Source organism: Reinekea sp. G2M2-21 (assembly GCF_015687175.1).
Taxonomy (GTDB): domain Bacteria; phylum Pseudomonadota; class Gammaproteobacteria; order Pseudomonadales; family Natronospirillaceae; genus Reinekea.
Genome location: NZ_JADPQG010000004.1, coordinates 407014 through 430798 on the forward strand (window position 1 = coordinate 407014; position 23785 = coordinate 430798).

At 48.6% G+C, this 23785-nt stretch carries 23 protein-coding genes; 17 read left to right on the forward strand and 6 right to left on the reverse strand.

All coding sequences use genetic code 11. The features are described 5' to 3' along the window. Positions 1-179: 179 nt before the first annotated feature. The 4 genes from IYN85_RS16970 to IYN85_RS16985 all read left to right on the forward strand — a co-directional run bounded on the left by IYN85_RS16970 (position 180) and on the right by IYN85_RS16985 (position 3842). Entirely contained in the window at positions 180-1376 is a 1197-nt protein-coding gene (locus IYN85_RS16970) for an MFS transporter (RefSeq protein ID WP_196160106.1), read from the forward strand. Positions 1377-1451: 75 nt separating this feature from the next. Further along, the gene (locus tag IYN85_RS16975; RefSeq protein ID WP_196160107.1) at positions 1452-2018 is read left to right on the forward strand and encodes a single-stranded DNA-binding protein; all 567 of its coding nucleotides are present in this window, start codon (positions 1452-1454) and stop codon (positions 2016-2018) included. Positions 2019-2210: 192 nt separating this feature from the next. Next, positions 2211-3107 (forward strand): sugar nucleotide-binding protein, encoded by an 897-nt coding sequence (locus IYN85_RS16980; RefSeq protein WP_196160108.1) that lies wholly within the window; start codon positions 2211-2213, stop codon positions 3105-3107. Between the two features lie 66 nt (positions 3108-3173). Further along, positions 3174-3842: a flagellar brake protein gene (locus tag IYN85_RS16985; RefSeq protein WP_196160109.1), complete on the forward strand. Its 669-nt coding sequence runs from the start codon at positions 3174-3176 to the stop codon at positions 3840-3842. A 46-nt stretch (positions 3843-3888) separates the two neighbouring features. On the opposite strand, the gene IYN85_RS16990 is transcribed toward IYN85_RS16985, so the two are convergent. After that, positions 3889-4857: a polyprenyl synthetase family protein gene (locus IYN85_RS16990; RefSeq protein ID WP_196160110.1), complete on the reverse strand. Its 969-nt coding sequence runs from the start codon at positions 4855-4857 to the stop codon at positions 3889-3891. 229 nt (positions 4858-5086) lie between these two features. Here IYN85_RS16990 and rplU point away from each other — a divergent pair, with 229 nt between their 5' ends. From rplU to IYN85_RS17025, 7 genes are all read left to right on the forward strand, one after another. Beyond that, entirely contained in the window at positions 5087-5398 is a 312-nt protein-coding gene (rplU, locus tag IYN85_RS16995; protein ID WP_196160111.1) for a 50S ribosomal protein L21, read from the forward strand. Between the two features lie 12 nt (positions 5399-5410). After that, positions 5411-5665, forward strand: coding sequence for a 50S ribosomal protein L27 (rpmA, locus tag IYN85_RS17000; RefSeq protein ID WP_196160112.1), 255 nt, complete (start codon positions 5411-5413; stop codon positions 5663-5665). 193 nt (positions 5666-5858) lie between these two features. After that, complete coding sequence (gene cgtA, locus IYN85_RS17005; protein WP_196160113.1) at positions 5859-7055, forward strand: Obg family GTPase CgtA; 1197 nt, start codon at positions 5859-5861, stop codon at positions 7053-7055. Positions 7056-7257: 202 nt separating this feature from the next. Then, positions 7258-8388, forward strand: coding sequence for a glutamate 5-kinase (gene proB, locus IYN85_RS17010; RefSeq protein ID WP_230390802.1), 1131 nt, complete (start codon positions 7258-7260; stop codon positions 8386-8388). Between the two features lie 9 nt (positions 8389-8397). Next, positions 8398-8973 carry a DNA-3-methyladenine glycosylase I gene (locus IYN85_RS17015; protein WP_196160114.1) on the forward strand — a complete coding sequence of 192 codons (576 nt, stop codon included), beginning with the start codon at positions 8398-8400 and terminating at the stop codon, positions 8971-8973. A gap of 81 nt (positions 8974-9054) precedes the next feature. Continuing rightward, positions 9055-9540 carry an isoprenylcysteine carboxylmethyltransferase family protein gene (locus tag IYN85_RS17020; protein WP_196160115.1) on the forward strand — a complete coding sequence of 162 codons (486 nt, stop codon included), beginning with the start codon at positions 9055-9057 and terminating at the stop codon, positions 9538-9540. A gap of 230 nt (positions 9541-9770) precedes the next feature. Further along, positions 9771-12398: an RND family transporter gene (locus IYN85_RS17025; RefSeq protein WP_196160116.1), complete on the forward strand. Its 2628-nt coding sequence runs from the start codon at positions 9771-9773 to the stop codon at positions 12396-12398. Between the two features lie 107 nt (positions 12399-12505). On the opposite strand, the gene IYN85_RS17030 is transcribed toward IYN85_RS17025, so the two are convergent. The 4 genes from IYN85_RS17030 to miaB form a co-directional block, all read right to left on the reverse strand. Further along, positions 12506-13363, reverse strand: coding sequence for an HlyC/CorC family transporter (locus IYN85_RS17030; RefSeq protein ID WP_196160117.1), 858 nt, complete (start codon positions 13361-13363; stop codon positions 12506-12508). Next, entirely contained in the window at positions 13360-13851 is a 492-nt protein-coding gene (gene ybeY, locus IYN85_RS17035) for an rRNA maturation RNase YbeY (protein ID WP_196160118.1), read from the reverse strand. The genes IYN85_RS17030 and ybeY overlap by 4 nt, the downstream gene beginning before the upstream one ends. Continuing rightward, positions 13851-14855: a PhoH family protein gene (locus IYN85_RS17040; protein WP_196160119.1), complete on the reverse strand. Its 1005-nt coding sequence runs from the start codon at positions 14853-14855 to the stop codon at positions 13851-13853. The genes ybeY and IYN85_RS17040 overlap by 1 nt, the downstream gene beginning before the upstream one ends. A gap of 123 nt (positions 14856-14978) precedes the next feature. After that, positions 14979-16340: a tRNA (N6-isopentenyl adenosine(37)-C2)-methylthiotransferase MiaB gene (gene miaB, locus IYN85_RS17045; protein ID WP_196160120.1), complete on the reverse strand. Its 1362-nt coding sequence runs from the start codon at positions 16338-16340 to the stop codon at positions 14979-14981. Between the two features lie 128 nt (positions 16341-16468). On the opposite strand from miaB, the gene IYN85_RS17050 reads away from it, so the two are divergent. From IYN85_RS17050 to IYN85_RS17065, 4 genes are all read left to right on the forward strand, one after another. Further along, positions 16469-16801 (forward strand): DUF1820 family protein, encoded by a 333-nt coding sequence (locus IYN85_RS17050; RefSeq protein ID WP_196160121.1) that lies wholly within the window; start codon positions 16469-16471, stop codon positions 16799-16801. 729 nt (positions 16802-17530) lie between these two features. After that, the gene (locus IYN85_RS17055) at positions 17531-18262 is read left to right on the forward strand and encodes a glucosaminidase domain-containing protein (protein WP_196160122.1); all 732 of its coding nucleotides are present in this window, start codon (positions 17531-17533) and stop codon (positions 18260-18262) included. 146 nt (positions 18263-18408) lie between these two features. Then, a complete protein-coding gene (locus tag IYN85_RS17060) occupies positions 18409-19020 on the forward strand; it encodes a riboflavin synthase subunit alpha (RefSeq protein ID WP_196160123.1) in 612 nt (203 codons plus the stop codon). After that, positions 19020-19508: a GNAT family N-acetyltransferase gene (locus IYN85_RS17065; protein ID WP_196160174.1), complete on the forward strand. Its 489-nt coding sequence runs from the start codon at positions 19020-19022 to the stop codon at positions 19506-19508. The genes IYN85_RS17060 and IYN85_RS17065 overlap by 1 nt, the downstream gene beginning before the upstream one ends. Here the strand turns inward: IYN85_RS17065 and IYN85_RS17070 are convergent. Continuing rightward, positions 19494-20171: a FadR/GntR family transcriptional regulator gene (locus tag IYN85_RS17070; RefSeq protein WP_196160124.1), complete on the reverse strand. Its 678-nt coding sequence runs from the start codon at positions 20169-20171 to the stop codon at positions 19494-19496. The genes IYN85_RS17065 and IYN85_RS17070 overlap by 15 nt on opposite strands. 330 nt (positions 20172-20501) lie before the next feature. On the opposite strand from IYN85_RS17070, the gene IYN85_RS17075 reads away from it, so the two are divergent. Both IYN85_RS17075 and IYN85_RS17080 read left to right on the forward strand, forming a co-directional pair. Then, the gene (locus IYN85_RS17075) at positions 20502-23333 is read left to right on the forward strand and encodes an FAD-binding and (Fe-S)-binding domain-containing protein (RefSeq protein WP_230390803.1); all 2832 of its coding nucleotides are present in this window, start codon (positions 20502-20504) and stop codon (positions 23331-23333) included. After that, entirely contained in the window at positions 23326-23571 is a 246-nt protein-coding gene (locus tag IYN85_RS17080; RefSeq protein ID WP_196160125.1) for a hypothetical protein, read from the forward strand. The genes IYN85_RS17075 and IYN85_RS17080 overlap by 8 nt, the downstream gene beginning before the upstream one ends. Positions 23572-23785: the final 214 nt, after the last annotated feature.

Sequence of the window (23785 nt, forward strand, 5' to 3'; positions counted from 1 at the left end):
GGATCTGCGTTTCGAGTGCGTGAATTCGAAAAGCGCCTAAATTGTGCTGTATGGATGTACAGTTTGCAATGGTTTTTTTTGAGTGTCGTCAGGTTTAGCGATCAACACTCATTATGGCCTATGGTGACTGACCTGAGTCTGATAGAATCCGCGCGATTTCATATTTTACGTTGTTGTCTATGGCTTTTAATAGTGTGGAGCGAAAAGCTCTGACTGGGCTCGCAATGCTTTACGCCAGTCGTATGCTCGGTTTGTTCATGGTGTTACCGGTGTTGTCTTTGTACGGCATGGATCTGGAGAAGGCATCGCCGCAGACATTGGGTTTGGCACTGGGAATTTATGGCATTACGCAAGCGTTATTGCAGATTCCGTTTGGGGCTGCGTCGGATCGATTTGGTCGTAAACCCCTGATAGTCTTAGGTCTGGTTATATTTTTGGTTGGCAGCATTGTGGCTGCATTATCTACTCATGTGATGGGGCTGGTGTTTGGTCGTGCATTGCAAGGCGCCGGTGCAATATCCAGTGTTGTACTCGCTCTGTTGGCCGACTATACCCGCGAAAGCGAACGTTCCAAGGCAATGGCGATAGTAGGTGCTGTTATTGGCAGTTCTTTTGTTGTTGCCGTGATGATAGGTCCCTGGATTGCTGGTTTCGGAGGTTTGGCCGGCTTGTTCTGGTTTACCGCAGGTTTGGCTTTGCTGGGCATGTTGGTTCTGTTGTGGCTGCCTCCTGTACCCGGATTGCAGATTCATCAAGAGCGTAAATTTCATGCGTCTCAAATTGGCCAGGTATTGCGAGACGGAAATGTCTTAATTTTGAGTCTGGGTGTATTTTTGCTGCATATGACCATGACCGCGTTGTTTGTCGCCTTGCCTATTGTGTTAGTTGATCGCGGTTTTGCGGCGGATGATCTCGGACAGGTATATGCTCCGGTCATGATCATTGCCTTTTTAGGCATGGCACCCATGATGATGTTGTCAGAGCGCAACAACGCTCAGGTGAAATTTTTGCGTTTGGCTGCAGTGCTGATTTCCATTGCGCTGGTTGCTCTGGTCGGTGTGAAGGCTGGAGCTGCGTCTGCGCTGGCATTGTTGCTGTTTTTTGTGGGGTTTAACTTCATCGAAGCAACATTGCCTTCGCTGTTGAGTCGCAAGGCTGAAGCGCAAAGCCGAGGCACAGCGATGGGGGTGTTCGCAACGGCGCAGTTCATTGGTGCGGCTGCAGGTGGCATGGTAGGTGGTCTGCTGTTTGCGAATCAGCAGCTGTTGCCGATTGTCGCCGTTGGGTTTGGCGCACAGATTGTCTGGATTGTATTGTTGGGTTTGGTAAAACCGGTCAAATCGACCCAAACGACGCCAACCGAGTCAGTTGGCTAACTGAATTTGTCCTTGAGGTTAGGGTAAATCTCAAGGATAGTTAATTGATTAGAGAAATAGCAGATAGGAACGTTTATGGCAAAGGGTACAGTGAACAAGGTCATCATCTTGGGTCGGCTCGGGCAGGATCCGGAAGTCCGGTCCACTGCGTCAGGCACACAAATTGTGAACTTGAATGTAGCAACCAATGAAATCGGCCGAGCTGATGAGCAGGGCAATCGGCAAGAACATACCGAGTGGCATCGCATAACACTGTTTGGACGTATGGCAGAAAACGCTGCTCAATATCTGCGTAAAGGCTCAATGGTTTATATTGAAGGTCGCTTGCAGACTCGTAAGTGGCAAGATCAAAACGGTCAAGATCGCTACTCAACCGATATTGTCGGTAATGAAATGCAATTTATTGGTGGTCGAAATGACGGCGGTGGTAATCAGGGCTTCGGGCAGCAGGCACCTCAGCAGGGTAGCTACAATCAGCCTGCTCAGGGCGGTTATAATCAACCTGCTCAGGGTGGTTTTAATCAGCCGCAATCGGGTGGTTACTCGAACCAACCTCAGCAGAAACCGGCAACGCAGACACCGCCACCGGCTCAGCCAGCACCAGGTGGCTTTGACGACTTTGATGATGATATCCCTTTTTGAGGATAAGTTTCTCATTCTAAATTAATACCCAAAAGACCCGGATTTAGACCGGGTTTTTTTAGTTCAGCAAGGGCTAGTCAGCAGAACGACGGAGAAATCGGTGTTGGCAAATTGCCATATCCTGCTTCAACGCTGTGCTTCTCGCTAGCAGCTGCCTATAATTCTGACATCGTTCATTCAGCTAGGTGTGTTGTGCCAGATTTTTCAGATTCTCTCAGTTTCCTCATTCTCGGCAGCGATCGTCAGGTCGGTCGATCACTTATTCAGTACCTCGATAGTCGTCAAATACCTTATCAAGCCTGTTCTTCCGAGCAATTGGCATCACCGGATGAGGTTGGGAAGATCGTTGCTGCTGCGCAATCCTGTAGCTATGTTGTGAATGTGTTGTTTGAAGAGCCTTCCGAAGGTACTGACGTTGATCTACCGTTCTGGTTAGGTCTGGCCAACAGCATTGCTGAAGCTTGTGCGCAATGTCATAAGCCTCTGTTTCAGCTTTCCAGCGGACTTGTCTTTGCGGGGAAAAGCTCAAGAGCCTATGTGGAAACTGACTTGCCCGATGCTCATTCGGCCCTGGGCCGAACCTATATCGATATTGAGCAGGAAGTCGTCGAGCGATGGTCGAAAACGGTTTTGTTAAGAGCCAGTTGGTTGTTCAGTGAACAGGATGGTAACTATCTGACTCAATTGGTTGGTGCTGCTGTCCGGCTGGAAACGTTGAAGGTGTCAGGTCATCTGCGTGGGTGCCCGACCTATGCTATGACGGCGGCTAAGGTTTTGGTTGCGATGGCCGAACAGGTCGACTGCGGCGCGGAACCTGAATTGTGGGGTGTGTATCACTATGCCGATAGTGACGCGTGCACCATGCATACGTTCGCAAAAACAGTCATAACTGTTGTGAAGTCAATGACCGAAGTGAAGGTTGAAAGCCTTGAAGAGGGCAATAGCCCAGGCATGATTGATGCGGTCAACGAATTGGAAAACTATGAACTTGGATGTAAGAGAATATTGTCGACCTTTGGGATTAAGCAACGTCCCTGGCGTCGAAGTATTCATGATGTATTGAAAGAAAAGTTTTCGTCTCACGGCTGAAAGCACTCAAGAATCGGGCGTTCTGTCCGATCTATCTTACAAAACGTATTAAGGTGACGGCGTGTAATGGCCTCAAATGATCTCAGCAAAATGCGCCTCGCAGCAGGATTGAACATAAACCTTGAGGTTGAAGGTGGTGATGGGCGACGTCACAAGGGTACCTTCATTGGTATGGTTCCGGGGCGTTCAGTGCTGGTAACTACGCCAATGTTGGGTGAAAATCGGCCTTTATTGCTGCGCAAAGAGCAGACATTGATATGCCGTTTTTTTGCACACAAGGTAGCATGCGCCTTTCGTAGCCAGGTCGTGCACATCTGTACCACGCCATTGCACTATCTGCATCTGGGTTGGCCGACGCAAGTGGAGGTCGGTACGGTACGTAAGTCTGAACGCGTATTGGCAAATCTTCAGGTGTCGATCGTCAATCAATCAGATGCAACCTGGGAGCGAACCTTCGGTGCCATTGTCGACTTGTCGACAACGGGTGCTCGATTGGAGTCCGTAGATCCTGTGGGTGCTATTGGTGATCAGATTCTGATCAGTGGTAAGGTTGTCATTGGTCATGTTACGCGGCTGATTTCAATCGAAGCTGTAATCCGGGCCGAGTTGGATCGCTTTGAGTTGGCCAACAGTACCGCCGCATATGGGATTGAATTCAAGTTTGTCTCAGATATTGATTTTCTGGCGTTGCAGGCTTTTGTTAACGGTCAGGTTGCCAAAGGGGCAGACCGTTAGTGGATTTTGATTGAGCGGGCCTGCTCAGTCTGAGCAGCCCATTGCATCAACTGTTACGGGCAACCGCCAGATCGGCCAAGGCTAACATAGCGGATTTATACGAGCAGTCACTGAATTGGTTTAAGCATTCCTTCGCCTGTTGTGCGTGCTGTTCCGCTTTGGTCGTAACATATTCGAGCGACTCTGTGCGTTTGATGATGTCGAGTACGGTATCTAAATGCACCAAACCGCCTTTTCGAATGCATTCGCGGATGATGGATCTATCTTCTTCCGTACCGTGTTCCATCGCATGTATCAGCGGAAGTGTGGGTTTTCCTTCGGCTAAATCGTCACCGACATTTTTACCCAAGGTTTGTGAGTCTCCAGCGTAGTCTAGGACATCGTCAATCAGTTGGAAGGCTAACCCCAGATTGAGGCCGTAATCCGCCAGCGCTTGATTCTGTTCCGGTGTATAACCTGAAATAACGCCGGCTGTCTCGGCGGAGGCTTGGAACAGTATCGCTGTCTTACCGGTAATGACCTCCATATACTGCTGTTCAGAGGTATTCGGGTTTTTGATATTCATTAATTGCATCACTTCACCTTCGGCGATTACCCGGGTGGTTGCGGAGAGCCGTGCCATAACATCCAGATTGCCCAGCTTGACCAGCATCTCAAAAGAACGGGCATACAGAAAGTCGCCAACCAGAACGCTGGGAGAGTTCCCCCAATTGGCATTGGCGGTTGGTTTGCCGCGCCGCATGTCGGATTTGTCAACAACGTCGTCATGCAGCAATGTTGCGGTATGCAGGAACTCGATAATAGAAGCTAACAGGTGGTGTCGTGTATCTATTGTACCGGCTAATCCGCCGCTTAATAGCACCAGCATCGGCCGAAGGCGCTTGCCACCACTGTCAATAATGTGTTCTGCGACCTTTTCGACCATGGGGACGTTGGAAGCGAGTTGTTCATGAATGGTTTTATTGACGGCGTCAAAGTCGCTGGCAACGGTCTGAAATACGGCTTTTTGGTCCATTGAACGAGGTGTCTGTAAGTGGCTTTTGCGCGTGATGCTAGGGTGCTGGCAGGAGGCTGTCAAGGTGGTCAAAAAACGACTTGCATCGATGAGGGCAAATCCGTATTATCTGCCGCCCGATCGGAGTGCATCATTCCCTGCCATAGGGTGCCAACAGCGTAGGCGTCGCCTTTAGAAGCAGGTAGAAATGGAAAACAGGATCGGTTAACGACTAATTTTGGAGAATTACATGTACGCTGTAATCGTATCTGGCGGTAAGCAATACCGCGTAAGCGAAGGGCAAACGCTCAAGCTTGAAAAAATTGAAGCTGAAACCGGTGCTTCAATCAATTTTGACAAAGTATTACTAGTAGCAGATGGCGACAAGTTCAATATTGGACAGCCAGTTGTGAAAGGTGCTGTGGTTTCTGCTGAAATCATCGCTCAAGGTCGTCACAAAAAAGTGAAGATCATGAAATTCAAGCGTCGTAAGCACCACATGAAGCAAATGGGCCACCGTCAGTGGTTCACCGAAGTTAAAATTACTGGTATTAAGGCATAACGGAGATAACTCATGGCTCACAAGAAAGCTGGTGGTAGTACCCGAAACGGTCGTGACTCTGAAAGCAAACGCTTGGGTGTAAAAGCCTTTGGTGGTCAGACTGTTACAGCAGGCTCAATCATTGTTCGTCAACGTGGTACTCGTTTCCACGCTGGTAGCAACGTTGGTATCGGTAAAGACCATACGTTGTTCGCTAAAGCAGACGGCAAGGTAGAATTCGTTGTTAAAGGTGAGAACAATCGTAAGTTTGTTAACATCGTAGCGTAATTACGCAGCAACCAGAAAAAGCCTCGCTCACGCGGGGCTTTTTTGTTTGGACAGAGACAGAGACTGCCACAGGGCAGAAGTGCCGATCTTATGGGTATCCCTTTTTTGCAGGTCAGTGTTCTTAATGAGTATTGAAAAGAGATATCCATAAGTTCAGCTAAACTGAAACACGATTAATGAAGAGTTAGACACTATGAAGTTTGTAGATGAAGCCACCATTGCAGTTGAAGCGGGCAAGGGCGGTAAGGGCTGTGTCAGTTTCCGCCGTGAAAAATTTATTGCAAAGGGCGGTCCTGATGGCGGAGACGGTGGTTTCGGTGGCAGTGTCTGGGTTAGAGCGGATGAAAACGTCAACACGCTGATCGATTATCGATATACCCGGCGTTTTCAGGCTGAAAATGGCCAGCAGGGTATGGGGTCAGATATGACTGGCCGCGGCGGTAAAGACACGACGTTAGTCGTGCCAGTTGGTACGACGGTCATAGATGTCGATACGGATGAAGTTCTGGTGGATCTTAAGCACCATGGCGAAACATTCAAAGTTGCCGAAGGCGGCGCCCGCGGTCTGGGTAATACACGCTTTAAATCATCGACTAACCGAGCTCCTCGTCAGTCAACGCCGGGGAAGGAAGGTGAAAGCCGCAACATCAAGTTTGAATTGAAAGTATTGGCGGATGTTGGGTTGCTGGGATTGCCGAATGCCGGTAAGTCAACGCTGATTCGCTCGGTCAGTGCAGCAAAACCGAAGGTTGCAGATTATCCCTTTACTACAATGGTGCCCAACCTGGGTGTAGTGAGAGTTGACGAGCTGCGTTCGTTTGTGATGGCCGATATCCCAGGATTGATTGAGGGCGCCTCTGATGGCGCCGGCTTAGGTATCCGCTTCCTTAAGCATTTGGTGCGTACTCGTGTGTTATTGCACATTGTTGATATGTTCCCGTTTGATGAATCGACCCCGGCTGACAATGCGTTGGCCATTGCCAATGAACTGGAAGCCTTCAGTCCTACATTGGCGCTGCGTGAGCGTTGGTTGGTGTTGAATAAGATCGACTTGGTACCAGAAGACGAGCGCGATGCGTTAGTGGAATCTGTCATCAATGCGTTGGATTGGCAGGGACCTGTGTATGTCATTTCCGCCATGGCAAAGCTGGGTACTGCAGAATTGGCCAGTGATTTGATGACTTGGTTGGAAAATCGTAATCGCGAACTGGCAGAGAACCCTGAGTTAGCGGAAGAAGACGAAGATATGCGTGCGCAAGTTGAGACCGAAGCTCGTGATCGTATTGAACTGCTGTCCTCCCGGCGCAAAGCGGCCCGAGCCGCAGCCCGTGCAGCCGGTGAGGATGACGACGACGATGATTACGATGTTGAGGTTATCTACGAGCCTTAATCGGATAGCTTGTTGACAAAAAGGTGCCAGAGGCACCTTTTTTTGATTGGGATATCGGATATTTCTCGGTTAAGCAAATTACACGCAGTTAAGCCTGGTGACGTTGTTGGGAAATTGAAATAAAGTTCTGCGTAAGTCGCCGTTTTTGTTCTGCAGTGATTCATCTAAACTCTTGCCTCAGAAAGGCTGTCGGGAATCTACCTTGAAAAACGAATTGAGTAAGGCCTCGTTGACTCATGGAAAACGTTGGGTCGTAAAAATTGGTTCTGCCCTGTTGACGAATGATGGGCAGGGACTGGATGTTGAGCGTATTGCGCAATGGGTTGTGCAAATGGCTGAGTTAAAGCAACGCGGTATAGAGATCGTGTTGGTGTCATCGGGTGCCGTGGCCGCGGGTATGGCAAGGCTGGGTTGGACCGATCGTCCCGACACCATGGAATTACTGCAAGCGGCTGCAGCTGTCGGGCAAACCAAGTTAGTCCAGACCTATGAAGATCTATTTCAGCAGTCGCAATTGCATACCGCTCAGATCTTGCTGACTCATGAGGATCTCTCGGATCGCAAGCGCTATCTGAATGCACGCAACACTTTGCGGGCCTTGTTGCATATGCCTGTGGTTCCCATTGTAAACGAGAATGATACGGTCACCACAGACGAAATTCGCTTTGGCGACAATGACACCCTCGGTGCTTTGGTTGCAAACCTCGTCGAGGCGGACGCTTTGATTCTGTTGACTGACCAGGACGGATTGTACGATGCGGATCCACGCCATAATCCAGCCGCATCGCTGATAGAAATGGCGAATGCGACGGATCCGAAGCTTGTCGAAGTCGCCGGTGGTGGTGGCAAACTGGGTCGTGGTGGCATGGCAACGAAGGTCCGAGCAGCACAATTAGCAGCCCGGTCGGGCGCGGTGACCGTAATTGCCGGGGGCCGAATTGACAATGTACTGACTCGTCTTCGACACGGCGAATCAGTTGGTACCCGACTGGTGCCAGACCTGGAACCCATCGCAGCACGTAAACAATGGCTGGCGGGTCATCTGCAAATGAAGGGTGAGATTGTAATCGATGAGGGGGCAATACATGCATTGCGTAGTCAGGGCAAAAGTCTACTTGCTGTTGGCGTCAAAGCAGTGTCCGGTCATTTTCAACGGGGCGAATGTGTGTCGGTTAAATCGGAAGCAGGAACTGTGGTTGCGCGAGGACTGATTAATTACGATGCCCTGGAGGCAGCAAAAATTATCGGGTCATCGACGCATCAGATCGAGGCCATTCTCGGTTATCTGAATGAGCCCGAGCTGATACACCGCGATAATCTGGTGATAATGTAAGGAGCGACTATGGAACGCTGTGGCTGGTGTGGTGAGGATCCGCAATATCAACACTATCATGATACGGTTTGGGGGCGACCTGAATATGACCGTACGGAACTGTTCAAAAAGCTGTGCCTAGACGGGCAGCAAGCAGGTTTAAGTTGGATTACCATCCTGCGCAAACAAGTTAACTATGAAGCGGCGTTTTTTAACTTTAACCCCGAGAAGATGGCTGCGATGACCGAAAATGACGTGCTGACTCAGATGCAGAATGCCGGTATCGTCCGCAACAAGCTAAAGATCCAGTCGCTGATAAATAATGCGCGGGCTCTGCTGGCATTTGAACAGGCTGGAGGCGATTTCAGTGAGTTTCTCTGGTCTTTTGTCGACCACTCACCTCGCGACAATGCATTTCGCCGTTTGAAAGACATACCTGCGGAGACAGAGCAAAGTAAAGCTATGTCAAAAGCTCTGAAAAAACTGGGATTCAGTTTTGTGGGTCCTACTATCTGTTATGCGTTCATGCAGGCTGTTGGTATGGTGAATGATCATGTAGTGACCTGTCACGTCTATCAGTCTTGCCAGAGGTTATCTTCTCATTGAATTTCGGGTCTCGTGACTTTTGACCGCTGAATTTAAGCGTCTGGAAATTTACACTGAGTTAAATCTTGTTGAGTTATTATTATGTCTGAACGCCCGCCCATCCTCCCGCCAGCAATAGGGCTGTTGATGATGCTGGGAGTGTTTGCTGTGCATTTCCTGCGTCCTGGCGCTATTGTGCTGCATTATCCACTGAATTTTGTCGCCCTCATACCCATTGTGATCGGTGCTGCATTGAACCTGATGGCAGACAAGGAGTTGCGGCAAAAAGGTGTCATCAATGACAATGGTGAATACAATTTAAACGCAGGTATTCTGGTGACTAGCGGTGTTTACCGATTTTCCAGAAACCCTGCGTATCTTGGTCTGGTGTTGATCATTGCTGGTTTGGCTTTATGGGTTGGTAGCGTAACCCCTTGGTTGGTGGTCGCACTGTTTGTTTTTATACTCCGAACTTCCTATATCCGGGTCGAAGAAAAGCAATTGGTCAAAGCGTTTGGCGGTCGATATGAACAGTATTGTAAACTCGTACCTCGTTGGTTTCGGTTAAGGTCCACGCTCACCTCGTGACATAACATATTCTTGGTATCATGCTGGGAGGCTTTCCGAGTGTGGTGCCATTGCCGAAAATTCTTGCACTTCAAAAGGGAAATCTCTCGTTTAGGTAGCGCGCGTTCGCAATGGATGCGTTGATCGTATCGATTAGGTGAAACCGGTATAGCAGGGCTATATACTGGCTGCTGCAATGTGACAGTTCGGTTAAATTCAAGAAAGACCCAATGATGAAAAGGATTTAAAGCATGCTCGGAAAAGTGCAGCGGTACTACGAAACACTGATCGAAGAGAGGTCTCATTGGTTGTTTTTCTGGGTGGTTTTGGTGCTTATCTTGCTCGGGATTCAAGCTCGCCATTTTACGCTGGACGCGAGCGCCGAAAGTCTATTATTGGAAAATGATCAATCTCTGGAATATTTCCGGGAAATATCGGATCGTTACGGGTCTCAGGAATTTTTAGTTTTAACCTTTACGCCGAATCAGCCACTGTTCAGTGACGAAGCGCTTTCCAAACTGACTGCTTTGCGTAACGAACTACGCACCATCAAGCGGGTAGAGTCTGTGGTGACCGTCATGGATGTGCCGCTATTGTCGAATCCTCCCGTCCCGATGTCAGAGTTGGTTTCCAATATCAAGACTCTTGAAGATCCAGCAGCAGATATTGCCATGGCTCGAAGTGAGCTCGCTAATAGCCCTCTGTATGTGAATCTATTACTAAATCTGGATGAGAATACGACCGCCCTGCAGATCAATTTCCCGATTGATGAAACCAAAGCGAACTTGCTTAATATGCGGCGCGAGTTGCGTATGCAAGCTGAACTGCAGCCGGAATCCGGTGCTGATGTGCAGCTGAAGTTAGTTGAGCAGCTCATCTTCGAGCATAACTCAGAAACCGCCGCATTGTTGCATAAGGATATTGAACAGATCCGGGAAATTATGGGTCGCTACCAATCCTACGGTGAATTACACCTTGGCGGGGTACCCATGATTGCAGACGATATCATTCAATTTGTCCGAAGTGATTTGTTGATTTTTGGTACAGCCGTATTTTTGTTGATTATTGTGACACTGGCCGTTATTTTTCGTCAGATTCGTTGGGTCGCGTTGCCGTTACTCTGCTCCAGCGCTGTGGTCGTTGCCATGCTGGGAGTCTTGGGGTGGTGGCAGTGGCCAGTGACCGTTATTTCAAGCAACTTCATTTCACTGCTGCTTATTCTGACGCTGTCCATGAATATTCATCTGGTTGTACGCTACCGAGAGCTGTTGCGACAGCATCCTTATTGGGATCAACGTGAGCTCGTAGTGACTACTATTCGGCGAATTGCCATTCCTTGTGTGTATATGACACTGACAACGGGGGTGGCATTTGTTTCGTTGATCGCCAGTGGGATTCGTCCAGTGATTAATTTTGGTTGGATGATGACCGTGGGAATCTGTGTTGCCTTCACGATGACCTTTATTCTCTTTCCTGCCATGTTAATGCTGCTGGGCAAAGATCGCCGTACCGGTGAAGAACGTAAGGGCGGCCCCTTAACCAAAATGATGGCTAAGTTCACCCTACGCAATGGCCAGCTGATTTTGTTAAGCAGTCTCGCTCTTACAGCATTTACTGTAATCGGCGCCTCCAGGCTGATTGTCGAAAACAGTTTTATCGATTATTTCGATGAAAAAACGGAGATATACCAAGGTATGACGGTTATCGATCAGCGCCTTGGGGGGACGACGCCACTGGAAGTTATTCTACATTTTAGTGATGGACTCGAAGAATTCGTTAATGAGGATGGCCCCTCCCTCCGTGATTCGTCAGGCGTTGTAAATGAAGATGCCTGGGAAGAAGCCAGTTCAGACGAGTTTGTTGATGACTTTAGCGACGATTTTTCTGACGATTTCAGTGACGAGTTTGTGACGGAAGATTTTCTGGCGATGGAAGAAGGTGGAATCGGCTCATTTGAAGATGATTTTGTTGGTGAAGACGACCCAGATAAATATTGGTTTACCACGGATAAGGTTGAAGAAATTAAAAGACTTCATCGTTATCTGGACAGCCTGCCTGAGACCGGTAAGGTAATTTCTTTGGCGACGATGATTGAGATAGCGGAAGAATTCAACGATGGACAACCACTGACCAATATTCAGTTGGCGTTATTGTATTCGGTTATTCCTCAGGAATTTCGTGCGATCGTCGTCGACCCTTATGTGTCCGTAGCGAACAATGAAGCTCGGGTCAGTGTACGCATTCTCGATTCGATGCAAGGCTTACAACGGGATGCGTTGTTAAAACGGATGCAGTCTGACTTTGAGAATGAGCTAGGTTTTGCGCCTGATCGAGTACAACTTACCGGTATGATGGTACTGTATAACAACATGCTGCAGAGTCTGTTCAGTTCGCAGATCCTGACCTTAAGTGCGGTGTTTGTTGGTATATTATTAATGTTTTTGGTGTTGTTTCAAAGCTGGAAAGTCGCGGCCATTGCGCTCGTTCCGAACCTTCTTGCAGCTTTGCTGGTACTTGGCGTTATGGGGTGGTTGGGGATTCCGCTGGACATTATGACCATTACCATTGCCAGTATCACCATTGGTATAGCGGTCGATAACACCATCCATTATATCGTGCGTTACAAAAGTGAATTTGAAATCGATGGGAACTATGCTCGCGCGCTCAAGCGCAGTCATGAATCCATTGGGAAGGCGATTTTCTACACATCCATAACCATCATCATGGGGTTTTCTATTCTGGCATTGTCGAATTTTAAACCGACCATTTATTTCGGGTTATTGACCGCATTGGCGATGGCAATCGCCTTAATGGGTTCGTTAACATTACTACCGCGTTTGATTTTGTTGACCCAGCCATTCTCAAAAAAGTCGCTTTAGTTTTTGATTTGTGTTGAGAATTTACCTGACTGAATGTTTTGACTATAGACATTGGATTTGACGAAAAAAGGCTTCATATGAAGCCTTTTTTACATTTTTCTGGTGGATTATCCAGCGACACTGACTTCAAAAGCCCGTACCCTGCGGTTATCGGCCGTTGTGACACGGACGACTAGATCACCGAGGGTAATGGTGTCATCACGCTTCGGTACGCGTCCGAATTCATGCATGACAATGCCTCCGATGGTGTCGAACTCTTCATCGCTGAAGTTCGTCGCGAAGTGCTCATTGAAATCATCGATCGGTGTGAGCGCTTGCACGATAAAAGCGCCGGCACCGTTCGAATATATATTGGAAATGGATTCATCGTCGTGTTCGTCTTCGATTTCACCCACAATCTCTTCCAGAACATCCTCGATGGTTACCAGTCCTGAGATGCCGCGATATTCATCAATCACGATGGCCATGTGATTGCGGTTTTTGCGGAAATCACGAAGCAATACGTTAACCCGTTTGCTTTCCGGAACGAAGTTCACATCGCGGACAATTTCACGGACTTGCTTTTGCATTTCAGCCTCGTTGAAATCGGTCTTTAGGCTCAACGATAACATGTCTTTCGCCAGCAAAACCCCGATGACTTCATCTGGGTTCTCACCGAGAACCGGGAATCGGGAATGGCCTGAAGCCACGATCTTGGCAGTCCACTCTTTGATGGTTTCATCATGATCGAGACTGACCATTTGTGACCTGGGGATCATGATGTCCCGGACGTGAAGATCAGACACATTCATGGCACCTTGAATGATGCGTAATGAATCATCATCCAGAATGTCGTTTTGGTGCGCTTCCTGCACAATTGCGAGTAGTTCCTCTCGATCTTTAGGTTCCCCGGTAAAAGCATCGCCCAGTCGTTCAAAAAATGACTTTTTACCGGGGCTTCTACTCGTCGGTCGTTCGTCGCTCATGGCTCGATTAAATCCTCATGTTCGCCAAAATATGGATCAGGGATAGTTAATTCGGCAAGAATATCCCTTTCCAGTTGTTCCATTTCTAATGCTTCGTCGTCATTAATATGGTCAAAACCGAGCAGATGCAAGGTCCCATGTATGACCATGTGAGCCCAGTGATGCTCGGCTAGCTTATTCTGTTCAATCGCTTCTCTCGCAACGACCGGAGCACAGATGACCAGGTCGCCCAGTAGATGATTTATTTCGCTGGCGGGGATGCCAGGGGGGGCATCGAACGGGAACGATAGTACATTGGTGGGTTTGTCTTTGCCCCGATACTGCGCATTGAGCGATTGGCTTTCCGTCTCATCGACGACGCGGATACTCAGTTCTGCGTTCTCACGGAAATTTTTTAGTGCGCCCTTAACCCACAAGGCAAACATGTCGGCTTGAGGAATGTCAGCGTGCTGACTTGCCTGTTGTAAATCGATATCGATGCTCGTCATTATTCGTTTGCTTCGTAAGCGTCCACAATTCGTTGCACTAGCGGATGTCGGACGACGTCGCCCGACTGGAAATGCGTAAAGCTGATACCGGGTACTTGTTCCAGGACTTCCAGAGCATGTCTGAGACCAGAAGCTTGACCTTTGGGTAGGTCTATCTGAGTTGGGTCGCCGGTTATGACAGCGGTGGAGCCAAAGCCGATACGGGTTAAGAACATTTTCATCTGCTCTCGGGTGGTATTCTGGCTTTCGTCAAGAATAATATAGCTGTGACTGAGTGTGCGGCCCCGCATATAGGCTAAAGGAGCCACTTCGATGATATTACGCTCAATCATTCGATCGACTTTTTCGAAGCCCAGCATGTCATAAAGTGCATCGTACAACGGTCGCAAATAGGGGTCGACTTTCTGACTCAGATCGCCCGGCAGGAAACCCAGTTTCTCACCCGCTTCAACGGCTGGGCGCACCAGAAGAATGCGTTTCACCTGATCTTGCTGAAGTGCCTGTACGGCACAGGCAACCGCGAGGTACGTTTTACCGGTCCCTGCTGGCCCAATCCCGAAATTGATATCGTGATTCAGCACATTGTGTACGTAACGCTTTTGGTTCGTGCCGCGGGGTCGAACAACTAATTTTGGCGTGTGGACAACGTACAACTTATCTTCGTGTAACTTGCCTTCTTCCCGCGACTGTTGAACGCGCGAAACTTCGGCGGGCTGCAGAAACAGGTGCACTGTGTCGGGTGGCAGATCTTTGCCACCTTTTGTCTCTCGATAAAGCCGCTTGATGATGTCTTCAGCAGTAACAATTTGTTCTGCTTCACCTTCCAGTTGGAATTGATTGCCACGATTCCGGATTCGGATATCCAACCGGCTTTCTATCTGCTTTAAATTATCGTTGGCCAGACCGCATAATGAGGCGAGTCGTTGAGGGTGATCAGGTTCGAGAGTGAACAGACGGGTTGGTGTATCGGCAACGGGCCTGTCTTCAACAGATGGGTTGTTCAAAGTCGTGCAATTCCTCAGAAGCTGTTAGGTCAAGCATACCCAGCATCAACGTCATGTCAAAAAGACTTTCGTTTAATCTGCTGGGATTTTATATCAGATGGTTATATAAACTGAGTTTTTAGGTTAATAAGCGAGGTCCGCATTGATGACTTCTCCCCGCAAACTGTTCGCATACGCTTCGGTAATGCGGACCTGCACGAACTTGCCGATGAGGCTGTGGTCATCGCTAATGAAGTAGGTGTTGCGGTTATTTTCAGTGCGACCGCAGAGATCTTCTGGGTCTCGGCTGGAGGTGCCCGTGACCAGAACAATCTGTGTCGTCCCGACCATGCGCCGGCTGATCTGCGCAGCTTGCTGAATAATGCGTTGTTGCAGAATCTGTAAACGTTCCTTCTTAACCGCCTCAGGCGTGTCATCCTCAAGGTCAGAAGCGGGTGTGCCTGGCCGAGCGCTGTAGATAAAGCTGAATGAATGATCAAAACCAATGCGTTGTATCAGATTCATGGTGTCTTCAAAGTCTTGGGCTGTTTCACCTGGGAAGCCAATTATAAAATCTGACGAGAAACTGATATCGGGGCGATTAGCTCGGATACGCTCCATTTTATCAACATATTCCTCAACCAGATGGCCGCGCTTCATAGCCATTAATATGTTGTTTGAACCACTTTGCACCGGTAAGTGAAGGTGGCTGACCAATTCAGGAACGTCGTTATAGACATCAATCAGGCTATCAGAAAACTCAACCGGGTGGCTGGTGGTAAATCGTATGCGGTCAATGCCTTCAATTTGAGCTGCCAAGGTAATCAATTCCGCTAAATCTGCTTCGCCGCCGTCATGTCTCGGACCTCGATAGGCGTTCACATTCTGACCAAGAAAGTTGATTTCCCGCACGCCCTGACCGGCCAGGTGGGCGACTTCCGCGATGACATCGTCAAACGGTCGGCTCACTTCCTCGCCTCGGGTGTAGGGCACCACACAGAAGGTGCAATATTTTGAACAGCCTTCCATAATGGAAACGAACGCTGACACACCGTCGCTTTTCGGTGCCGGCAGGTGATCGAATTTTTCAATTTCCGGAAATGTAATGTCAACCAGAGCAATATGATTTTCAGCTTGTTCTGCCGCGGCATCGGTTGCGTCAATCATGGTGGGCAGGCGATGCAGGGTTTGAGGTCCGAAAATCATATCGACATGCGGGGCACGTTTTGAGATCGCTTCACCTTCCTGGGAGGCTACGCACCCACCAACGCCAATTTTCAACCCCGGTTTTTTGTCTTTCAGTGTTTTCCAGCGGCCCAGCTGGTGAAAAACCTTTTCCTGCGCTTTTTCACGAATCGAACAGGTGTTGAGCAGAATTACATCGGCTTCATTTTCATCATCTGTCATTTCATAACCATGGCTCTCGCCCAGCAAGTCTGCCATGCGGTCTGAGTCATATTCATTCATTTGACAGCCGTGTGTTTTGATAAAAAGCTTCTTGGTCATTACTACTCTGAAGGTTGAAATTTCTGGGCGCGGAATTATACCTGTGGTTGAGTGATTTCCCAACAATCTATGTAAAAACGAAAGGTAAAGGGTAGACTACCCACCTTGCAGGAACGTATCAGAGGCTTATGAACAAGGTTAAATCTGTATATCGCGTGAAATTTGTGAATCAGGACAAACTGTATGAGGTGTATTGCAGTCAGATTTATCAAAGTGACATGTTTGGTTTTTTGGAAATTGAAGAGCTGATTTTCGGAGAAAGGAGTCAGTTGTTGGTTGATCCTGGTGAAGAGCGATTACAGAAAGAGTTTAGTGGTGTTAAGCGCTCTTACATCCCGATGCATTCGATTGTTCGAATTGACGAAGTCGAAAAGGAGGGGACACCCAAAATCAGTGATTCAAAGGGTCGTGCGACCGTCACCAGTTTCCCGACTGCTATCCCCACCCGAACGTCGGATTAATTTTTAAGCAGCGCTGAGTATCCGCGCTGCTAACGCTATCAACCTCAGTAAGTGTAATTTTTTGTTACCGGTATTTTTTCCAGATTGAATTCTGGTAAGGTGCGCGCCGTTTTGACGAGGCCAGCATCGATTATCCCGCCAGGTTCGATCTCTGTGATTTGCAGCGCGCTAGGTCTCGTCTGTTGTTATACACGAGGAGCTTCCGATGAATGCATGGCGCAAACAATTAAATTGGTTTTTCCCAGCGTTGACACTGCTGGTGTTAGCTTTGAAATTGGTATTGGTTTTTTCCCACCATTGAAGAAAGTGGTTATTTTCGACTTTAAGGCTATACTTTTTTGTAAAGCTAATTGTTTTTGTAGGATTCAGCCTAATAATGACATTAAAGCTTCATTGCTAAGAGAGGTGGTCTATGGTTATTGTCACAGTTGTCGTTTTATGTGTTGCCATGATTGTATTAAGCCAGTCAAAGCCAACGTTACAGCCTATTCGTATTCGTTCTGAACGTTCAGACAAGCGCCGTAGGTAAGAAAATGTACCTTCCTCAATGGATTGAGCAAGGATAACTAATCGCGCGATTGGTTGATTATTGATCATTGGTGTTTATAATCGCGCGCCTCACATGAACCCAGGGAAGGTGGCTATCTTTTGTCTCTGAAACCTCTTTTTACATGCCTGTTGATTTTCCTTAGTCTTGTTTCGTACAGTTCTGCGGCGGATCTTCCCGTGTTGTCTGCTCAATTTTCGATTGAATCCGCGGTATTGCCGGAAATGGCCGCCATCTCAGATGTCCGAGAGAAGAAGCAAACCTTTTTTGAGTTTCTGTATCCTATCGTCGCCAACATGAATCAAAAGGTTCAGGCAGAACGTGCTTGGCTTAAGTTGATGGAAGCTGAAATTCGGCGCGATACCACATTAAGCTTGTGGCAGCAGTCGTTGTTAAGTGAACTGGCCGACTACTATAAAGTGGATGAGGAACTAGGCTCTGCTGAGTTTTTCCGAGAGATGTACTTGCGAGTGGATGTCATACCGGCTTCGCTGGTTTTGGCCCAAGCTGCCAACGAGAGCGCCTGGGGAACCAGCCGTTTTGCGGTTGAGGGTAACAATCTCTTTGGCCAATGGTGTTTCACCAAAGGTTGCGGCCTTGTCCCAAGTGGGCGAGATTCGGATGCGAAACACGAAGTTAAAGTGTTCGACTCTGTGTCGGATTCTGTGGCCAGCTACTTTCGCAACCTTAACACGCATCATCAGTACAATATGTTAAGAATCATCCGCGCAGAAATTCGTTTGCTGAAATTACCCGTCGACAGCACGTATCTGGCATGGGGTCTGGAAGGCTATAGTATTCGCGGAGAGCACTATATCCGTGAGTTAATAGATATGATTTCGCATAATAAGTTGCAGGATTACGATATGCCTGCGTTCTATGTGAAAGGTGACATACAGGTCGCGCTGGATTAGCCTGATAAATGCTCGGCTTTATTCTGAATCTAAGGCATCAAAAACTGATATGGCCATAGTTAAAGGGCGGTTTGTTGTCGTCTTTCCTTGATTATTGTTGCCCGAATGAAGTAAAACACAGTTTTTGCGTTCATAGGGTCGTCAACATGTTTTCTGGTATCGTACAAAACAAAACTCCCATCTCCATTGAGCGTTCGCTCGACCAATTAAAAACCTTTTCTATTGAATTAACGCAAAGGCAGCAGACCGATTTGCAGATCGGGGCGAGTATTGCCCTAAATGGGGTTTGCTTGACGGTGACGCAGATTGTCGGTGGCCGAGCGTATTTCGACGTTATGATGGAAACGCTGCGCATCACCAATTTAGGGGCCCTTCAAAAGGGGGATATCATCAATGTTGAGCGTGCTGCTCGATTTGGTGATGACATTGGTGGGCACAGTATGTCGGGTCACGTGTCGGCTTGTATTGCGGTGTCGAAAATCGAATATCCCGAAAATAACCGGATCATTTGGTTCAGCATAGATCCCCAGCAACGTAAGTACCTTTTTCCGAAAGGTTTTGTCGGTCTGAATGGCTGCAGCTTGACGATCGGAGAAGTCACTCAGGATCAGTTCAATGTGTATCTGATACCTGAAACGCTGTCTGTCACTACCTTTGGTGAGCTCTCAGAGGGCGATCAAGTAAATATCGAGTACGATGCGCAAACGCAGGCTATTGTCGACACATTGGAGCGCATGAAAGAGGACGGTCGATTGTGATGGACTATCGTCAAACGTCTGACTCGCTTGTGATTCGTTGCCTGCCATTTGAGCAACTGGATACCAATACGCTATACGATCTGCTGAGTTTACGCATGTCGGTTTTTTGCGTAGAGCAGAATTGCCCCTATCAGGATGCGGATGGCAAAGATCAGAATGCCTGGCATGTATTAGCTTATCGTCAAGGCGAGCTGGTGGGCACTGCCAGAGTGCTGACGCCTGGTGTCTCCTATACCGATGCCTGTTCGATTGGGCGAGTCGCCAATCGCATTGATCAACGCGGTCGGAAAGTCGGTCAACAGGTGATGCAAAGGGCAGTGCGTGAGTGTGAAACCTTATTTCCGGATTTCCCGATTCGCATCGGTGCTCAACGCTATCTGACGAATTTTTACCGGCAGTTTGGTTTTGAAGTGTCTTCTTCGGCGTTTCTTGAAGATGGCATTGTACATGTGTCTATGGAGAAGCCTGCGTTGTCAGTGGTCCGCTAAGATGCGGTCGACGAAGGCCATATGCTCTTGGGCAAGGGTTCTGGCTTTGTCCGGTTTTCGGTAATAAATACTCTCGAACAAAGCCGTGTGTTGCTTCATGAGCCGTAACCGTGTCTCTGGCCGCCGCGATAATGTACCGATGTTTTGAGTCACGTTCGCCCGTAGCAGTGAGAACAGGCTTTTCAGGCTTTGGGCCAATATACGGTTGCCACTGGCTTCGGCAATCGCCAGATGAAAACGGGCGTCAGCCAATCCTTCTGCTTTTAGATCCTGAGTGATATGAGCGTGTTTCAGGTGCCGATGCGCGCGCTCTAAAGCTCTGAGATGCGTCTGTGTTGCTCGGCTGGCAGCAAGATAAGCGCACTGCGATTCAATAGCCAGGCGGTATTCTCGCAATTCCCCATGACTGAGTTCTACATTGTTCCAAACAAACAATTCTGCCTGAGTGTTGGTTTCTGAGGATTGGATATAATGCCCGGATCCTTGCAGTGAACGAATCAGTCCCCGTTGTTTTAACGTGGTAATCGCTTCGCGAACTGTGGCTCGACTTGCGTTAAATGACGTCGCTAAGTCACGCTCTGAAGGCAGCTTGGTATCGACAGGCCAGATATGCTGTTCAATATTTAACAACATTTGGTCCAATAGCAGGTTTAGCTTCGTCATATTGGTCAGACCAGTTGGTGGATATTCTTGTTATAGTGCCAGCAGGGTGCTCGAAACAAGTCTGTTGGCGACCAAATCCGACTAAAGTAGGGCGTGGTGGCGTCGGAGGAGCCGTGGTAGGTGGTTACAATTTGTGGTGTCGGGTCTGGTGCATTACATTCCATAGCGGCATGTGGAACATTGACAGGTAGAGTCACTGTGTTGGCAAAGGTTTGAAGTTCATGGTTGCGACGGACTGTCGCTTTTGAAACGGCATTGGCTCCAATATCAGCGAACTATTAATACTGCCCTTTAACGCCATTTAGAATAATAACAACGGGAGCAAAATCTTTGTTTGAATCTTATCTGCGAGAGTTACATATCCATATACCCACTGAGCGGATCATCACTGACGAATTCCGGAGATTTGCCTACAGTACGGACGCTAGTTTCTACCGTTTGCTGCCTGCTGCGATTGTTCTGGCGGATAACGAACAGGAAATCGTCACACTCATTCATCTGGCGCAGCGGCATAAAGTGCCATTAACCTTTCGCGCGGCTGGCACCAGCCTCTCTGGACAAGCCGTGACGGACAGCGTGTTGATTATGTTGACAGAAGAATGGCAGAAACTGCGTATTGAACCATTGGGTGAAGTGATTCACTTGCAGCCGGGCGTTATTGGGGCAAAAGCAAACCGCGCCCTGCAACCTTTCGGGCGTAAAATTGGTCCGGATCCTGCCTCAATAAACGCCTGTAAAATAGGCGGTATCGTTGCCAACAACGCCAGTGGTATGTGCTGCGGCACTAAGCATAACAGTTACCACACGTTGCGCGATCTGCGGGTCATTCTGGCTGATGGAGCCATGTTGGACACGCGGGATGCTAACAATGTTGCTCGTTTTCGAGAAACGCATCGGGAATTATTAGCCGGACTATTGGGTATTCGGGAAGAACTCCTCAATAACCCGTCACTCGCCGAGAAAGTTCGTCACAAATACCGGCTGAAAAATACGACCGGTTATGGTCTCAACGCGTTTCTCGATTACGAGGACCCGGTTGATATTCTTTGTCATTTGCTGGTCGGTTCTGAGGGTACGCTGGGGTTTATCAGTGAGGTGACCCTATCTACAGTCGAAGACTTGCAGTGGCGCGCTTCTGCCATGGTGGCATTTGTGGACTTGTCTGATTGTGCGGAGACCGTGTCGCGGCTGCGATCAACTCCGGTGGATGCGGTGGAGTTGCTGGATGCAAGGTCTCTGGCGTCTGTTGCACATATGCCAGGTTTACCTGCATTCGCAAAAAATTTCCCACCGAACGGTGGCGTCTTGCTGATCGATGTTCGTGGTGCAGATGCGGCGTTATTGAACAGCAACATTGAGCTGGTTCAGTCGGTGCTGACTGATGGAACCATATTGGACAGTACCGGCTTTACTACCGATGTAACGACGATTGAAGGCTACTGGAACATTCGTAAGGGAACATTCCCGGCCGTTGGCGCTGTGCGCGAAGCGGGTACCACCGTGATCATCGAAGATGTGGCGTTTCCGATTGACCAATTAGCGGACGGTGTTACTCGGTTACAGCAGTTGTTTGATCAATTTAATTACAGAGAGGCAATCATCTTCGGTCATGCCCTGGAGGGCAATTTACACTTTGTGTTTACTCAATCTTTTGAAGATGATCAGGAAGTGGCGCGTTATCAGCAGTTTATGGACGCCGTATCCCAACTGGTGGCAGTTGAGTTTGGAGGCTCTCTGAAGGCTGAACACGGTACCGGCCGGAATATGGCGCCTTTTGTTGAGCTGGAATGGGGCGTTGATGCTTACCAGATCATGCAAAGATTAAAAGGTTTGTTCGATCCTCAAGGTATTCTTAATCCCGGGGTCATTTTGAATTCAGACCAACAAGTCCACTTAAAAAACCTGAAGTCCATGACAAAATCTGACGAGACGATTGACCGTTGTATCGAGTGTGGATTTTGTGAAGACGTATGCCCGAGTAAGAACCTGAGCTTAACGCCCAGGCAACGTATCGCGACATATCGTGAAACCCAGCGCAGGCAGCTTAAAAAGGAGGCAATTCCGAGCCAATGGGACCGGGATTTCAACCGCTTGGCCATTGATACCTGTGCGGCCACCGGTCTGTGTGAAATGAAATGTCCGGTAGGCATTAATACCGGTAATCTGGTTTTGAAACTGCGTTCCCGTGAAAATCACCGCTACAAGACTCTTGCCTCGGGAATGTCGCGTCATTTTGCGGCCCTTGCCAGTTGGGCAAGATTAGGCTTAGTCATGAGCTATCTTTGCCAAACCCTATTGGGTGCCGAGCGGCTGGAGCGGTGGAGTTGGGGGCTGCGCAAGATGACCAAACAAAGAACCCCGGTATGGTTGGCCACCACACCGGGCCGCACTAAGCCGATCTATGCGCGCAACGAGCGTATTGATCCGACAGCCCAGGATACTGTTGTTTACTGGTCGTCCTGTGTCAGCCAATCAATGGGCAAGTCTACCCAAGATGACCGGGTCAGCATCCCCAAGGCGGTGCAAAGCGTATTGGCCAAAGCGCAACTGAAAGTTGTGTATCCGCAGCCGACTCGCGGCTTGTGCTGCGGTCAGCCGTTCCGTTCTAAAGGGCATCAACAGGTTGCCGACCGGATGATGAACGAGGTACTGGATGCCCTCTGGGAGGTTTCCAGTGGTGGTCGATACCCCATTTTGTCGGATACCAGCCCCTGCGCGTTGCAATTGAAGGAATCTGCTCGTAAGCGTGGCCTGCATTTATACGATTCCAGTGAATTTATTGATCGGTTTTTATTGAATCGCCTAACGGTACAGCCAGAATCCGCAAAAGTGGCGGTGCATTTGACTTGCAGTACTCAAAAGCAGGGCATTGAAGCCAGCGTGATTCGGGTTTTGAACAAGTTGGCGCCGAATTGGGTACGGCCCGAGGACATCGGCTGTTGTGGTTTTGCCGGTGATAAAGGCTTCACACAACCGGAACTGAATGTTTCCGCGCTTAGTGAATTGGCGGTGAAAGTAAAAGACTGTGACTATGGAATTTCAACCAGTCGAACCTGCGAGATCGGCCTCAGCCGACAAAGCGGGCTTGTGTACTATTCGTTATTTGAAGTGCTAGACCGGCATTCACAGACCTTTCCAAATTTGGATACTTCAGATGATTAAGTCGATTTCAGCTCAGGATCTGAACTCTTGGCTTGAATTGCGCCAGCAGTTGTGGGGACATTGTTCAACTGAACAGCACTTGTCGGAGATAAAGCAGCTACTAGGCCAGCCTGAACGCTTTCAACAGTGGATGTCCACAAATGACCAGGGTATCGCAGACGGGTTTCTGGAGGGGGCGGTGCGAATGGAATATGTCAATGGTACGCAATCGTCACCGGTTGGTTATGGGGCCTGTTAACACTAGTTTAATCTAGCGTTGTTACGTTCTAAAAACCGTCCAATCAAGGCACGAGAAGCGTCGTATGGTTACTCCATAACAGCGGCGAGTAAAAAAGATTGACGGTTTATTAGGCGTAACCCGAAGGGCCGGGATCAATTCAGCGACAGGCATCGTTGTCATTTGCTCCTGTAATTAGCTACATATAGCGCATTCCGCCTCGTTGTCACTGTAT

Excerpts from the sequence above, each read along its gene's own strand:
- IYN85_RS17070 (WP_196160124.1), bottom strand. The coding sequence starts at position 20,171 with ATGACGAAGCTAAACCTGCTATTGGACCAAATGTTGTTAAATATTGAA.
- IYN85_RS17050 (WP_196160121.1), top strand. The coding sequence starts at position 16,469 with ATGAACAAGGTTAAATCTGTATATCGCGTGAAATTTGTGAATCAGGAC.
- IYN85_RS16975 (WP_196160107.1), top strand. The coding sequence starts at position 1,452 with ATGGCAAAGGGTACAGTGAACAAGGTCATCATCTTGGGTCGGCTCGGG.
- IYN85_RS16990 (WP_196160110.1), bottom strand. The coding sequence starts at position 4,857 with ATGGACCAAAAAGCCGTATTTCAGACCGTTGCCAGCGACTTTGACGCC.
- IYN85_RS17025 (WP_196160116.1), top strand. The coding sequence starts at position 9,771 with ATGCTCGGAAAAGTGCAGCGGTACTACGAAACACTGATCGAAGAGAGG.
- miaB (WP_196160120.1), bottom strand. The coding sequence starts at position 16,340 with ATGACCAAGAAGCTTTTTATCAAAACACACGGCTGTCAAATGAATGAA.
- IYN85_RS17015 (WP_196160114.1), top strand. The coding sequence starts at position 8,398 with ATGGAACGCTGTGGCTGGTGTGGTGAGGATCCGCAATATCAACACTAT.
- IYN85_RS17030 (WP_196160117.1), bottom strand. The coding sequence starts at position 13,363 with ATGAGCGACGAACGACCGACGAGTAGAAGCCCCGGTAAAAAGTCATTT.
- rpmA (WP_196160112.1), top strand. The coding sequence starts at position 5,411 with ATGGCTCACAAGAAAGCTGGTGGTAGTACCCGAAACGGTCGTGACTCT.
- rplU (WP_196160111.1), top strand. The coding sequence starts at position 5,087 with ATGTACGCTGTAATCGTATCTGGCGGTAAGCAATACCGCGTAAGCGAA.
- IYN85_RS16985 (WP_196160109.1), top strand. The coding sequence starts at position 3,174 with ATGGCCTCAAATGATCTCAGCAAAATGCGCCTCGCAGCAGGATTGAAC.
- cgtA (WP_196160113.1), top strand. The coding sequence starts at position 5,859 with ATGAAGTTTGTAGATGAAGCCACCATTGCAGTTGAAGCGGGCAAGGGC.
- IYN85_RS17065 (WP_196160174.1), top strand. The coding sequence starts at position 19,020 with ATGGACTATCGTCAAACGTCTGACTCGCTTGTGATTCGTTGCCTGCCA.
- IYN85_RS17080 (WP_196160125.1), top strand. The coding sequence starts at position 23,326 with ATGATTAAGTCGATTTCAGCTCAGGATCTGAACTCTTGGCTTGAATTG.
- IYN85_RS16970 (WP_196160106.1), top strand. The coding sequence starts at position 180 with ATGGCTTTTAATAGTGTGGAGCGAAAAGCTCTGACTGGGCTCGCAATG.
- IYN85_RS17020 (WP_196160115.1), top strand. The coding sequence starts at position 9,055 with ATGTCTGAACGCCCGCCCATCCTCCCGCCAGCAATAGGGCTGTTGATG.
- IYN85_RS17060 (WP_196160123.1), top strand. The coding sequence starts at position 18,409 with ATGTTTTCTGGTATCGTACAAAACAAAACTCCCATCTCCATTGAGCGT.
- ybeY (WP_196160118.1), bottom strand. The coding sequence starts at position 13,851 with ATGACGAGCATCGATATCGATTTACAACAGGCAAGTCAGCACGCTGAC.